General features: G+C 36.8%; 12 protein-coding genes and 1 tRNA gene. 2 read left to right on the top strand and 11 right to left on the bottom strand.

What is annotated here, in order from left to right; all coding sequences use genetic code 11:
• Positions 1-89 precede the first annotated feature (89 nt).
• Entirely contained in the window at positions 90-1,811 is a 1,722-nt protein-coding gene (locus tag ACO052_RS08180) for a transcriptional regulator (protein WP_422107518.1), read from the bottom strand.
• 236 nt (positions 1,812-2,047) lie between these two features.
• Here ACO052_RS08180 and ACO052_RS08175 point away from each other — a divergent pair, with 236 nt between their 5' ends.
• Positions 2,048-3,373, top strand: a complete 1,326-nt coding sequence (locus ACO052_RS08175) for a hypothetical protein (protein WP_422107517.1) — start codon at positions 2,048-2,050, stop codon at positions 3,371-3,373.
• Positions 3,374-3,698: 325 nt separating this feature from the next.
• On the opposite strand, the gene ACO052_RS08170 is transcribed toward ACO052_RS08175, so the two are convergent.
• The 4 genes from ACO052_RS08170 to ACO052_RS08155 form a co-directional block, all read right to left on the bottom strand.
• A tRNA-Met gene (locus ACO052_RS08170) sits at positions 3,699-3,771 on the bottom strand.
• 213 nt (positions 3,772-3,984) lie between these two features.
• Positions 3,985-4,827: a Two component regulator three Y domain protein gene (locus ACO052_RS08165; protein ID WP_422107516.1), complete on the bottom strand. Its 843-nt coding sequence runs from the start codon at positions 4,825-4,827 to the stop codon at positions 3,985-3,987.
• A 134-nt stretch (positions 4,828-4,961) separates the two neighbouring features.
• On the bottom strand, positions 4,962-5,144 hold the full coding sequence (locus ACO052_RS08160) for a CPXCG motif-containing cysteine-rich protein (RefSeq protein WP_422107515.1): 183 nt from the start codon (positions 5,142-5,144) through the stop codon (positions 4,962-4,964).
• Positions 5,144-7,054, bottom strand: a complete 1,911-nt coding sequence (locus ACO052_RS08155) for an ABC-F family ATP-binding cassette domain-containing protein (RefSeq protein ID WP_422107514.1) — start codon at positions 7,052-7,054, stop codon at positions 5,144-5,146. Before ACO052_RS08155 ends, ACO052_RS08160 begins: the two co-directional genes overlap by 1 nt.
• Positions 7,055-7,164: 110 nt before the next feature.
• Here ACO052_RS08155 and ACO052_RS08150 point away from each other — a divergent pair, with 110 nt between their 5' ends.
• Positions 7,165-7,548 (top strand): DUF983 domain-containing protein, encoded by a 384-nt coding sequence (locus ACO052_RS08150; protein WP_422107513.1) that lies wholly within the window; start codon positions 7,165-7,167, stop codon positions 7,546-7,548.
• Here ACO052_RS08150 and ACO052_RS08145 read toward each other — a convergent pair.
• The 6 genes from ACO052_RS08145 to ACO052_RS08120 all read right to left on the bottom strand — a co-directional run bounded on the left by ACO052_RS08145 (position 7,538) and on the right by ACO052_RS08120 (position 14,758).
• Positions 7,538-8,584, bottom strand: a complete 1,047-nt coding sequence (locus ACO052_RS08145) for an NAD(P)/FAD-dependent oxidoreductase (protein ID WP_422107512.1) — start codon at positions 8,582-8,584, stop codon at positions 7,538-7,540. The two genes, ACO052_RS08150 and ACO052_RS08145, sit on opposite strands and share 11 nt — an antisense overlap.
• A gap of 208 nt (positions 8,585-8,792) precedes the next feature.
• On the bottom strand, positions 8,793-9,701 hold the full coding sequence (gene gldN, locus ACO052_RS08140; RefSeq protein WP_422107511.1) for a gliding motility protein GldN: 909 nt from the start codon (positions 9,699-9,701) through the stop codon (positions 8,793-8,795).
• Between the two features lie 39 nt (positions 9,702-9,740).
• Positions 9,741-11,312, bottom strand: a complete 1,572-nt coding sequence (gene gldM / locus ACO052_RS08135) for a gliding motility protein GldM (protein ID WP_422107510.1) — start codon at positions 11,310-11,312, stop codon at positions 9,741-9,743.
• A gap of 52 nt (positions 11,313-11,364) precedes the next feature.
• Positions 11,365-11,997, bottom strand: a complete 633-nt coding sequence (gene gldL / locus ACO052_RS08130) for a gliding motility protein GldL (protein ID WP_422107509.1) — start codon at positions 11,995-11,997, stop codon at positions 11,365-11,367.
• Positions 11,998-12,078: 81 nt separating this feature from the next.
• Positions 12,079-13,431: a gliding motility lipoprotein GldK gene (gldK, locus tag ACO052_RS08125; protein ID WP_422107508.1), complete on the bottom strand. Its 1,353-nt coding sequence runs from the start codon at positions 13,429-13,431 to the stop codon at positions 12,079-12,081.
• A 160-nt stretch (positions 13,432-13,591) separates the two neighbouring features.
• Positions 13,592-14,758, bottom strand: coding sequence for a formimidoylglutamase (locus ACO052_RS08120; protein WP_422107507.1), 1,167 nt, complete (start codon positions 14,756-14,758; stop codon positions 13,592-13,594).
• Positions 14,759-14,763: the final 5 nt, after the last annotated feature.

Genomic DNA, 14,763 nt, shown 5'->3' with positions numbered 1-14,763 from the left:
AAAAAAGAATTTGCAAGGGTTACAAATGGGTTACAAAGCTGCATCAAGCCTTTTGAAACCCTCATTAATAAAGAAGTTAAGCATTTTTTTTAATAGCTTTCTAAGAATACATTTAAGTTGTCTTCTGGAATAAGATTTAACTTTTTTCTGAGTCTATTGCGGCTCATTTTTACTGAAGAAGGATTAATGTTTTGGAGCATAGCAATCTGTTTGGTATCCATATTCATACGTATTAAAGCACATAATCTTACATCTGTTTTGGTCAAATCTGGGTATTCTCCTTTTAGTTTTTCAAAAAAAGAACTCCCCAATTTCTCTATTTCCTCATGAAGTAAATCTGTGCTTTTATCAACATATATCTTCTTTTTTATTTCATCCTCAAGGCTTTTGAGCTCATTGGTTCGTTTTTTTCCAGTAGCCAATCGTACTTTGGCTAGCTTTTCTGCTAAAACCATTGCCCATTCTTTATTTTGGGCAATATCAATAGCCAAATGCTTAACGTCTTTCCTTTTGTATTCTATTTCTTTATTGAGAATATCATTCTCCATTTCGGCCATGGATCTTTTATTTTGTTCTATAATGGCCTTGTGTTTATTTTTCCGGCTATTGAAATAATAAAAAGCCCCTGCGCCTAATAGCAAAATGGCTATAAGAAGCATCCATTGAAATTGAATCTTGTTTCTGGATTGAAGAATTTCGACTTGAGATTCCGCCAACTCTCTTTCATTTACCAGTAATAAACTGTCTCTGAGCTTTTCCTTTTTAAAATTATAGGTTAACTCTAATTCTTGAATTTTTTTGATATTGTCTTTATTATAGAGCGAATCGGAATATATTTTGTAAAGCCTAGAGCTTTCATAGGCTGCCCTGTAATTGCCTATGGCCTTATAAATTTCACTTTGTTTTTGATAGCCTTTGGATATCCATTGTTTAATATCGTTATCTATGGCCATGTCCAAAGACTTTTTGCAACTTATGCGAGCATTCTGGTAATCTTTGGATTCTAAATAGGCTGATGCCAGTTTAGATTGATAAATAATTTGAAAAACTGGAATATTATTTTTTTCGGCGATTGCCAAACATTTCTTAAACAATACTATACTTTCATCATACTTGGCTTGCTGTAAGTAAAAATCTGCGACATTTCCATCTAAGCGCATAAATCCAAGTGTGTCTTTTAGTCTTTCAAAAATGACCCTGGATTTCTCGAAATATACCAGTGCTGAATCGGATTCTTCTTGGCTGTTTGTGTTTCCGAGTGCATAGCTATTTCCGAGTGCCTTATAGTCATGGGCCAATCCAACCTCGGCATTATATGCCTTATTAATAGCTATTGCTTTTCTCAGGAACTTTCTCTCTTCTTTTAATTCATTCTGAAAACCATGCAATAAGCTCATATTATGATATAGATTGGCTATACCTAGAGAGTCGTTAACTTTTTCTAACTGTTCTCTTGCCTGAATATAGATCCTCATGGCTTTAACGAATTGTCCTTTCTCGGTCAATAGTGCGGCCAAGTACTTATAAACATCTCCCAATAGTCTATGATTTATAGAGTTTTGAGACGTTAAAAGATCTGCCGATTCGTTTAGATATTGCTCTGACCTAACTGCGTCTGTACTCCAATGGTGTACACCAAGGTCGAATAAAGCCTGTGCTTTTAAAGAATCGTTATCTGCCGTATCTAATTGATGTTCAAGACTTAACAGTGTTGTATCTATTTCTATTTTCTGTGAATTGCCCTCTTTTTCTTGGGAAGTACTAAAATGTTGAAAGCAAATTAATAAGGCGCAAGCAATTAGCTTTTTCATTCTTAAAGGGATATTTAATGATGTTACAAAGTAGTCATATTTTGCATAAAATTGAGTTGTTACCCAATTTTATGGGGTTACAAATGGGTTACAAATGAATTATTAAACAATAAATATATACGGTACCGTTAGATTTATAGAAATCGCCTCCTTTTAAGACGCACACGATACTTTGTAATAAGATAATCTTGTCTTATCAAGAGTCATTTTTTTAACTATTAAACAAACCGGATTTTATGGAAACTAATAGAAACAAGGTCTTCAAGTCATTTCTTATAACTTTGCTAATTATTATAGTAATAAGTTGTTCATCCGACGATAGGTCTAGTACGCCTAATAATACTCAACTTGATTTTGATTTTCAAACTGAATTTGGTTCAGTAGAAACCCTGAATGTGGCTACAAATGGCATTTTTGCTATCTGGTGGAGCCCAGAATTTGACCATGCCGATGACACCCCTATAATGTTCGATTATCTGAATCAAGTAAGACAGGATTGTCTAGAAGAGTACAATATGCAAGATCCTCCTAATCCTGCTGCTGGATACTTTTATAACGTGTACATCCATCATGGTGAAGATGAGACACAATTACCAGACTATTGGGCCAATGGTCAGGGTACCGATGTTTATGGTATGCCCTTTTTAACTTTACCAGACGGTGTGCACACCGATTATGGCAATATCTCCCATGAAGGTTTTCACATATTTCAATACAGTGCCAATTCCCCAGGGTTTGAATATGTGGGAGATTCAGAATGGTACGTCGAGGCTTCTGCACAATGGTATATGGCACAAAACATACCCAATATGCCCTATACTTTTATTGAAGCTGGCACCATTATAGCCAACCCACACTTAGCGTTATGGCATGGCTTTGAAAATGGCGCTCCAGGTGATCCTATAGATTGGTATTTTCAGGTCAGGCAATATGGAATGCATACGTTATTGTATTACTTGACTGAAGTTGCTTCTGTAAATCCTGACGTCATTACTGGTGGTTTTTATACAAACACAAATCTCAGTCCACAAGAGTACCTCTATGCCATGATTGGTGCCGATAATTTCAGAACCTACTTTGCGGATTGGTCTGCTCGTAATACTGGTGGATTTGATTATATGTCTTCAGAACAAGTAGCAATAGCATTGGTAGAGGCGGAATTAGCAGGCGATCCCAATCAAAGAAACCCATACATCCATGAACTGACAGATGAAGAAGCTAATGGCTCTTTTGGACCTCCTGATAACTTAAAACCTCGAGGCTGGAGTTACAATGTTATCAAAATCAATAATTCGGGAAATGTGACCTATACCTTTTCCTTACAGGGGAATTCTACTGGGTCTGAGGGCGGTAACAGTCATTTTGAAGCGAGAATCATTGTAAAGGACAGTAATTCTGAGATCAGGTATATAGATGTCGATATGAACGATTCGCTTAGCGGCTCAAGTTCCGTTACGGTTCAAAATAATGAGACTGAAGTTTATTTAAATGTGGTAGCTGTCCCAGAGCATTTCGAGGGCAACCAAAACTATGATTATAATGTTACTATTAGCAGAAATTAAATGATCTACAAATCAATAATATAGGAATTTGCAGAGTCTATTCTAGACCAAAAAATAACAGATATAATCTCTTAACAGATGGTTATAAGAGGGAGTTGGCAAACATTAAATCTACTCCAAAAGAAAAGCTCTTTGATTTCTCAAAAAGCTTCTCTGTAGCAGGGGAACAGGATTAACTCACTTCGTTCGTTGGACCTTAAATGGAAGCTTGTACGAAGAAGCTCAGCCTGCTTCGCAGCACGGCTTTATTTTTCCATAAATCTTAATGTGAACATTAAATTTACTCCAAAATAAAAGCTCCTTGATTTCTCAAGGAGCTCCTTCGTAGCGGGAACAGGACTCGAACCTGTGACCTTCGGGTTATGAGCCCGACGAGCTACCTACTGCTCTATCCCGCGATATATATTTTTAATGAGTAAGCTAAAATTTGAATATCTCACTCATAACATAATTCCATTTTTTCAAATCTCGCGCTGAGCTTGTCGAAGCGTCCCGCGATATTGGACAGCAAATATACAATCCTTTTTAATTCTAGCAAGCATTAAAGCAAAAAAATAACGCCCAAAACAAGTTGAGCGTCATTTAAACCAATATAATAAAACTCTATATATTTAATCGTCATCGTCTTCAGCATCTAATGTCGCCAAAGCACCTTTTAAATTCACTTCATCTAAATCAAAATCTACAATATTTGGTAACTTATCCTTTAAACTCGCATAGTTACCCTTAAAACCGTTATTGCTTAACAGTAGGGTTTTAAGATTAGACAACTGTGCTAACTCTCCCGGCAAATTGCCATAAAACGCATTGTTGGATAAGACCAACTCTTCTAATTGGGCCAACTGACCGATTGAAGATGGTACCGTGCCTAAAAGATTATTATCAAAAAGGCTCAATACTTTTAAAGATCTAAGATTAGAAATACTAGCAGGCAATTTTCCCATAAGTTGATTGCTGCTTAAGATTAAGATTTCTAGTTTTAGTAAACTCCCCAATGAAGATGGAATCTCTCCAGAAAAGTCATTGTTATATAACTCAAGCACCTTAAGATTTGTCAAATTACCTATATCCGAAGGGATAGTACCGCTAAAATAATTAGAGAATAATTTTAATTCTTCTAAATTAGTCATGCCAGTAAGTTCCTTTGGCAACTGCCCTTGCAATCTATTGAAGGATAGGTTGAGATGTTTTAAAGATTTTAAGTTGGATATGTCACTCGGTAGTTGACCGTTAAGATTATTAAAGCTTAAGCTTATGGATACCACTTTATCATTTTCGATCGTCACTCCATACCAATCCGAAACGGGTTGATTAACATCCCAAGATGTTTTCCAAGATTCCCCATTAGTGGCATTGTAAAGCGCCAATAGGGCGTCCTTTTCGCTTTGTGATACGTCGGCAAATGTAAATGCAGAAAGCAAGCAACATAATAAGGTTAGTTTTATAGTTTTCATAGTAGCAGATTTTGTGTAGGGGCACAAATAATTAGGATAAATATAAAGGCAAATCGCTTAAAGTGCAAATTTTTTCGACGAAATGCACATGCTAAAAATGTAAAATCCTAATTATCAGTGTTTTGCGTTTTTTGCTACTGTTCTAAATTTTCTGCTTGAAAATGGGCGATTTCTCGGTTTTCAACAACTACCGATACCTGAATGGGATTGCAACAAATCTCACAATCCTCCACATAACTTTGAAGATTTTGGGAAGTATCTACTAACATAGAAATCTGCTCCCAACAATAGGGACACTGGAAAAAATATTCTTCCATCAGTGCATTGATTCTATTTGTTCTTGTAGGGTTTCCCAGTCATCCATGAGCTTTTCTAAGTCGCGCTTTTTGGATTGGTAACTATCAAAGAATTTAGGATCCGAAACAGTTTCATCGTAATTTGTAGCCAAAGCCACATCATCATTTTTAATGGCTTTTTCGAGTTGGTTGATTTTAGACTCTATATTACTCAACTTATTATTTAAGGATTTTAATTTCTTCTGATCCTCGTAGCGCTTCTTATTATCATTGGTTTTAGGCGCACTTTCTAACACCGTTCGCTTTTCAGCTTCCCTTAAATTCTCTAGGTTACGTTGTTCTAGATAATAATCAATGTCACCTAAATATTCTTTAATATTCTGGTCTTTAAATTCATAAACTGTATTCGCCAAACCTTGGAGAAAGTCCCTGTCGTGCGATACCAAAATTAAGGTCCCTTCAAACTTTTTTAGGGCTTCCTTAAGTACATTTTTAGACTTAATATCGAGATGATTCGTCGGCTCATCCATAATTAAAACATTCAAAGGCTGTAACAATAATTTGGCTAAAGCCAGTCGATTGCGTTCTCCACCGGATAAGACTTTCACATACTTTTCCACCTCATCACCACGGAACAAAAACGAGCCCAAAATATCGCGTACCTTACTTCTATTGCTCTCATTAGCCGCATCGATCATGGTATCTAAAACCGTTTTGTTACCATCTAAATATTCGGCTTGATTTTGAGCAAAATAGCCGATCTGTACATTGTGCCCTAGTTTTAACTGACCCTGATAGGAGATTTCCCCAACTATAATTTTCGCTAGGGTCGATTTGCCTTGCCCATTTTGACCGACAAAGGCCGTCTTGGTATCTCTTGCAATACTTAAGTCTACATGTCTCAAGACCTGCAAATCGCCATAGTTTTTGGAGACATTTTCTAATTCTACAACCACTTTTCCTGGTGTAATGGACACCGGAAAATTCAAGCTCATAACACTATGATCATCTTCATCGACCTCTATCCGTTCCATACGGTCGAGTTTCTTGATAAGGGATTGCGCCATAGTAGCCTTAGACGCCTTTGCCCTAAATTTCTCTATGAGCTTTTCTGTTTGTTGTATCTGTTTCTCTTGGTTTTTATGAGCCGCTAGTTGCTGCACCTTCATCTCTTGGCGCAATGCCAAAAATTTGGTATAGGGTTTATTATAGTCATAGATACGACCCAAAGAAATTTCAATCGTCCGATTAGTGACATTATCTAAAAACATCTTATCGTGCGATACGATAACGACAGCGCCACTATAGTTCTTTAAAAAGCCTTCTAACCAAATTATGGATTCGATATCTAAATGGTTGGTAGGCTCATCCAAAAGCAATAAATCATTGTTCTGAAGTAATAATTTTGCGAGCTCAATACGCATACGCCAACCACCAGAGAAGGTATCCGTCAGTTTGTTAAAATCTTCCCGCTTAAATCCTAAGCCTTGCAGAACTTTTTCTGTTTCTCCCTGATAGTTATATCCCCCTAAAATTTCATACTGGTGTTGAATGTCGTTTAAATCTACCATCAATTGATGATAGGATTCACTTTCATAATCTGTTCGTTCTGCCAGTTGTATATTGATATCCTCAAGTTGAGACTCACAGGCCTTGATGGTCTTAAAGGCCTCGTAAGATTCTTCTAAAACCGTTTTTCCAAAGTCAAAATCAATGTCCTGTTTTAAAAACCCGATCTTTAAATTCTTATCTGTTGCGATTTGTCCGGTATCCGCTTCTTGCTCCTTAGCTAAAATTCTGAGCATTGTGGACTTCCCCGCCCCATTCTTACCTATGAGGCCAATTCTATCTCCAAGCCCAAGTTTAAAGGTGATATCCTCAAAGAGATAGTCTCCCTGAAACGAAATCGATAAGTTGTGAATATTTAGCATAGTATTTTTGAATCCTACAATTGTTATAAAGTTACAATTGTTACCGTATTAAGTACCATAAAAATTTACCTTTGTATGGTTACAAAAACGCAAAAATAAAGGTTTTAGTTATGATTAGAAAAGGAATGAAGTTATACAGTATTCTGTTTGGTGCCTGCCCTAAATGTCACCAAGAATCCATGTACACCGTAAAAAACCCATATATCCTTTCGGACACCCTTAAAATTAACGATCATTGCTCGCATTGTGGCACCAAATACAGAATGGAACCTTCGTTCTTCTATGGCTCAATGTATGTGAGTTATGGCGTTGGTATCGCCTTTGCCCTTGCGGCTTTTGTGATTAGTTATATACTCTTTGAATCATCTATGATCGTTGCCTTCATTAGTATCGTACTCACCCTTCTCTGTTTTTTGCCCATCATTATGCGCTTATCCAGAAATATTTGGATCAATCTTTTTATGAGTTACGATAAGTCGTTGGTTAAGAAGTAAAACGACGGATATCAATTTCGGCATCCAACAGATGTGCCTGTTCTATAAAACGATACAACTCATCCGCCACATAGGGAGCAATCATTACCCCTCTTGTACCTAGACCGTTTAAAACATATAAATTAGGATATTCTGGGTGTATACCTACTAAAGGTCTACGATCTTTTACCGTAGGTCTAATACCAGCAATATGTGCTACAACTTCAAAATCGCAGGTTATAAATGTTCTTAATTTTGAAAGTAGTTCGTCCTTAGCTTCAGCTGTCGGCCGATTGGATTTATCGTCCCAATTATAGGTGGATCCAACCGTATAAAGGTCATTGCCAATAGGAATAATAAATACTGAAGACTTTATGGCGGCCTGTAGCTTTAATTCTGGTGCTTTAATGGTTATAACTTCGCCTTTGGTACCGTTTAAAGGCAAATAGTTAAAAAACGGATTCCTTTTCATACCAAAGCCTTCGGCAAAAACAATATATTTTGCTTTTATATCCAAATACTCAAGCACCTCTGCTTTAATGATGAGATCCTCGTGGATAAATTTGGTATCTCGTAACACTTTAATTGTATTTAAGAAGTCTTTATATCTATGGATAAGGGTTTTTGTATCAAGGCGCCCAGCGTGCAAGACCTCCCCAAAACCATAAGGAGCGTCAACGGCGTTGTTGCTATTTTTTATCAGTGTGGTTGAAAGAAAGGGCTCTAAACGCGGTTTATCGGAAGCATTAAACCAGAGATTTTGCTCTTCTACAGATGCAAATCGCCTTAATAATTGAAGCTTGTAATCTATAACTACATCTAAATTCCTTTCAATTTTTTCGTAAACAGGCAAAGCGATTTCTAATTGCTCTTTAGCTTTCCAAACCTCCGAAAAGCGCTTTAGGATGACGGGATTATACAGCCCGGCAGCGACAACTGAAGCTTGCTGTGAGTTATCATCAAACACGACAAACGATTTGCGATGGGCTCGCAATTGTTCACAAAAGGCAATACTGGCCAAGCCACAACCTACAATAATATAATCCACTTCTTTCACATTGCGAAAATAATAACTAATTATAGGATTCTATTACAAAATGTGTCGTAATTAAACCATAAGGTTTTGTCATTCAGAAAGCCCTTAGCGATTGAAGAATCTAAATATTATGAGATTCTTCACTTTATTGTATTTCGCTGAGAATGACAGTAACAAAAAAAAACGCTCACCAATTGGCGAGCGTTTATGTATTTCTTTATACAGTCTTTTAGTAACTCCACATATCTTGTTCAAAATCTCTGATTTTGTTTTTGATACGCTCAGATTCTAAAAGCTGCATCAAGGCGTTTTCAGCGATGTATTCTTTAACTTCTCTATCGCCGTAGACGTTCTCTTCCTTGTAAATTAAACCGTGAAAACGACGGCTGTTCAATAGGTGATCAAAAGAAATTGGTGACGCACTATTCATGTTGTTAAAGGCTTTTGCCTCATGCAACAGCTCCCTTACTTCAGGATAAAAGACCCAAAACATAGGAATTGGTTCACTATTTTCCGAATTTTCATCATCAATAAAGTTAACGTCTGGTGCCGCTGGTGCAATACCTAAGATTCTATACTTTAATTCGCCTTGGCGCTTATCAAAATACCATAGGCCTTTAATTAAATAAGAATTAATATCCGCAGGACCAATATCTCTACGAATCACATACTCTTCTGGTAATTCAGCTTCGCTCACACCATTTTCGTTCATGTAGTCAATACCAGCATCGGTAATTCTAGTCATGGTCAATGATGCTTCTAAATCTTCCAAGGTACGCTCTTCGGTAAAATAAGAATCCGCATATACTTTAGGAATCATACCAGTGTCCATATTCTCTTTTAAGACCTTGTACAATGATTTACGATCATCCCCTAAGTTATCTTCAACAGGAAAATACAACGGGAAATTGACACGCTCATCTAGGACTACTTTTTCCCAAATCATTTTTGAAAATAAGATGTCTCTGTCACCTACATAACCGTACTCTAGAGGTTTGTCATTATCTAAAAGTAATTCGGCTTCGGTTTTCATACCTATTTCTTCAGGTATTTTTGCATTAAGGATGTTGGCTTGCGCAAACATACTATGTGTTGCGAAAATTGCCAATCCTACATATATAAAACGCTTCATTTTCATCTTACTTATAATTTGGGTTTTATTCTTTAAATCTATTTACTAGTTGGTGACTTCAACAACAACTGGTGATACATTTTTAAGTCGGTATGAGGCATTACCTGTTATCCTTGCTTTAATATCAAAAATGGTAATGTTATCCCCACGACGCGCTCTCTTGATTGCCGCTTTAGCTTGAGAGTTCATTTTAGTACCCGCTACATTAACTGTAGGCTGACCAGGTACTTTAATCTTAAATGATGTGGTTTCGATAGGTAAATCGAATACGAAATCATCTAATTTAGCACCTACTGTACCAACTTCTACATTACGCTTCGGTAATTTTACTACACCTGTCTGACCTGAGATCATTCCTGTTGGTGCAGGGATATCTTTAATTCTAAACGTTTTACTATCGGTAGCCTTAGAACCATCGTCTAATGTAGCTGTTACATTAATGGTTACTTCTCTACCAGTAGGAGCCTTCATAATATATTTACCTTGTCCAGAAGCCTTAGATAATCCTGTACCAGTTGCTTGAACTTTGTTATCAGGGACACCAGCAAAAGAAATCGTCATTGGGTTATCCACACCACGATAGACCACATTCATTTTATCCGCAGAAATCGTTGCAGAATTTGGTCTTGGTACTACCACATAGTTTCCTTTTATGTCTATTTCTAATGGCTTTCCGTCTTCTAAAAAGGTAAACTTACCATCAATTTCATGCTCACCAACATTACCAACATTAAAGTCTAAAGTGGCTGCTCCTGTAGAGTCTACCGCTTCTGATATATTGATTTCTTGTCCTTGAACCGATAATTTGGTAGGTGTAACATTGGCATATTTACCAAGAACCACTTTACCTTGAAACTTTTCACCAGCAAAGAACGCAGACTTATCCGCTAATACAATAGCTTGATACTTCTTAAGCGATACGGCCTCATCTAATGAGTTACCTAAAAATAGGTTAAACATATTCGCCTCAGTCATTTTGACGTCATTCTGCATAGCAGTTAACTTGGTATAAGATGCAATCGCTGGGAAACCTTGGAAATGATAATTTAACCAACTTTTCTTGATGCCTTCTTTTGTTGTTACCTGTTGAGTAGAGAAACGCTTATCCAAACGCTCTATGGCTTTTTTGTATTTAACATCGGTTCCTAGAATTTCTTTGATATCAGCTTTATATTGCTCTATCTTAGCGATAACTTCTTGGCCTTTTTTTGTTTCTCTATCACCTGTAAACCACATTTCGTCTAGGATATCTGTCTTATCCATGGCTTCGAAATCTAATTTACCGTTTTCATCTGCCTTATAATTTCCTTCCCTAAGTAAATCTTGCTTTAATGTTCCAATATACTTGTAAAATTTATCTGAAACTGCGTTTACTTGTGTTGCCTTATTGAAAGGAACGGCAAATTCTTCTTTCTTTTCATCAGCTTTTCTTTCTAAGTCCGCTAATAAAGCTCCATTTTTTTCCGTAGCAACTACATTTGATTCTGCGAATTTAGCATCCATCAAACCAAAAGCGGAAAGTACTTCCTTGGACATATTCATTGCCATCATAGCAATAAATACCAAGTACATTAAGTTGATCATTTTCTGCCTTGCAGATAATTTTCCTCCTGCCATTGTAATTAGTTTTTAAATGTTGTTAATTAATTAAATTGATTCTAAAAACTAATTAGTTCTTATTCATAGCAGACAACATTCCACCGTATACACCATTTAATGATGACAGGTTAGATGCCAAAGATTGCATTTGCTCTTTTAACTTTGTCGCATTTTCTACAGCTTCTTCGTTGATCGCCGCTTGACGATTAGCGCTTTCCATCTGTACTTTATAAAGGCTATTTAAAGACTCCATTTGCGCCGCAGCTAATGATAATTCTTCACTATATTTCTTTTGCGCAGACATAGAATCTACCGTTGGGTTTAAGTTCTTCGCAGCACCTTCAAAATTTTTGATGCTATTACCGAGGCTCGCCATAAGCTCTCCATCGATCTTCGCTTCTTTTAATAAATTGTCTAATTTTTTAGATAATATGCCTTCTGGATCTTTTGGCTCTTCTTTTTTCTTTTTGCCTAAAGCTTGTCCACCGGCTAATTCTGGATATACTAAAGACCAATCTAAATCTGCTTGTTGTTTTTCGAAAGCAGAGTACGTAAATACCAATGCCTCAACAATCATACCTATGGTTAAGATCTCCGAACCGTAAGGCCAGTGCTGAATTTTAAATAAGGCTCCAACGATTACGATTGCTGCTCCTAATCCGTAGATCATGTTTGTTAATGTCATTTTACCTTTCTGTGCCATAATTGTTTAGTTTTTTAGTTTAAGTTAATGTGCAACTTAAGTAGGTTATAATTTAATTTGGGTTATTTGTGTTTGATGTTGTTAATTCGTTGCTGCGTTTTTAGTCACCTCAGTTCCCATATAGTCCTGAACGGTTCTAAAGCCGATATAACTTCTTGCAGAATCAGCGTATTCATAATCTCTTGAACTTACTTGTAGGAAATAAGAAACATCTTTCCAAGAGCCACCTCTCACAACTTTACGAGAGTTATCTGGATCGTTCACATTAGGATTGATGGTTGAAGAATACTCATATGAGGCAGGATCGTAAGACCCATTTACCCATTCTGAAACATTACCAGCCATATTATACAAATTGAAATCATTTGGATCGTAAGCATCAGCCTCTACAGTATAAAGTGCTTGGTCTGCGGCATAGTCTCCACGCAAAGGCTTAAAGTTAGCCATAAAGCATCCTCTGTCGTTTTTGGCATACGGTCCTCCCCAAGGGTAAGAGGCGCCTTGAAGTCCGCCTCGAGCGGCATATTCCCATTCTGCCTCTGAAGGTAGTCTGTAAGAATTGACAGGTTGTCTTCCTTTGCTTTTTTGATAGCCATTGTGGTATAAGGTTCTCCACTGACAAAAGGCTTGCGCTTGTTTCCAAGACACACCAACAACTGGATAGTCGCCATAAGCATCATGCCAAAAATAATCATTATGCATTGGTTCGTTATAAGAATAAGCAAAATCCCTTATCCATGCCGTGGTATCTGGATATACCTCAACTTCCTCTTGTTCAACGACTTCAGAACGTCTTAAGCTTCTGTCTTTAGCAGCTTTGGCAATATCCATATATGTATATTGAAACTTAAACTGCTTAACATCCCAAGTGCGTTGACCATTATAAGATTCTTCTAATGGTAGATACATCCCATCCATGACTTCAGCATATAATTCATCTGGATAGTCGTCCGTATCAAAAATCAAATCAGCATCGCGATTGATTTTGCGTTGTTCGTTACCATAAGTATTTTGCATATAGCTTTCGTAGGCATTCAATTCCTCTGGATTGGAGTCTAAGTATGCAAATTCACCTATATCACCATTACCTGGAGTTTTTCCTTCCAAATCCGCCATTTCAGCTAGCTTGAGTCGGAGTATAGAATCTCTTACCCAAAAGACAAATTGTCGGTACTCGCTATTGGTTATTTCGGTTTCATCCATATAAAACGCGCGTACAGTAGCTGTTTTAGTTGGAGCGTCTTTAACACCAGCGATATCATCATCTGATTTACCCATAATAAAAGCTCCACCAGGAACTAACGTCATACCATAAGGTTTTTCTGGGTGCCATTTTTTACCTTGAACACCTACTAATTGTCCACGGTCTCCAGAATTACAACTGGATACCAAAACCAATACGGCGCTTAGTAAAATAAGTTTCTTAATATTCATAGTAACTCGAGGTTAAATTAGTCGTCCTTAATTTTAAGGTCGTAAACATATTTATATATTTTCGAAAAAACAACTTTTTTCTAATTTTTTTTGCATTTCGTCCTTGAAAAATGCATTTCATCGATATTTTTAATGTTAAATTATCGATGAAGTGTCACTTTTAAAAGCTATTCTTCCTGTAGGCTTTGTACCATCTTTCAGGGACCTCTCCCTGAGTAGCACTTACATAATCAGTGTGCATGCAAGGTAATAACGTGTGCTTTTTTAATTTATTATTAACATCTGGCAAAAATGGAATTTCAATCCACCAACGCCCAGTTTTTAGGCTTTTGTAGAAAATAAGTTCGTCTTGGTCTACCAACACATTGAACTTCTGAAACTCTCTTTCGTTTGCAAAATCGTCATCCTTAACCCTACAATTCACGCCCTCTATAAAATACCAAATCATTTGCGCCAACAACATTGACGTGGCATTGTCGTTTTTTGAATTTTTATACTCATAAATACCAAAAGAAGAGACCTTATTACTTATCCCGGCATAACGCGTTATGGCACAAATCTCCTTACCCGAAAATCCATTCGGAGAATATTTTTGGTTGTCGCTAACTTCAGCGGCCCTTATAGATTTTAAATCTACAGATACAATATGTGCATCTCGCAAAAGGGGTTCTACCTTATGTATCTCACCAGAAATCTCTCCTAAACGATAAGCCTCGAAATATAACTTTTCCATGAGATCTATTTCCTCTTGGGAGTTAAAATAGGTCTGGTATCCTATGGTAGAATAGTTAAACAGATTATAAGGTTCCTCAACGATGATCTTACCGACATAACTTGTATTCCTAATCGGTAAATTGGCATCCCCTAAATCAAAATTTGTATCGATATTAACAATATTGACCATGGGCATGACCGTATCGTAAGCACGATAATTGGCATAGGTTAAATCCTGACTCCCACCCAAGATTATAGGAATAATACCTTTTTCAACCAAAACCGTAATGGCCGTCCTAATAGCAAAATAAGTGTCTTCAACGGATTCGCCTGGTTCAATATCCCCTAAATCTGCAATGGTGGTATTCCAATTTCCTGGAAATAGTGCATAAAGTGTTTTTCTGATCGAATCGAAATTGATGTCAGCTCCCATGTAATTGACATCATTTCTATGTTCTTGAACTCCAATGATCGCTAACCGAACATCATCTAAATCGGGAATTCCATGTTGTCGCGAATGTACTTTGATTTTTTTTCCTAGCGCTTGTTGCGCTATTAGTTCGTTATGAGCTAAAACCGCATCTGAAACAGGCGTTAGAAAATTAAAATTCATAAGTA

The sequence above is a fragment of the Winogradskyella sp. genome (genome assembly GCF_965228925.1).
Lineage (GTDB): Bacteria > Bacteroidota > Bacteroidia > Flavobacteriales > Flavobacteriaceae > Winogradskyella.
This window is presented reverse-complemented; position numbering and strand designations above follow the sequence as displayed.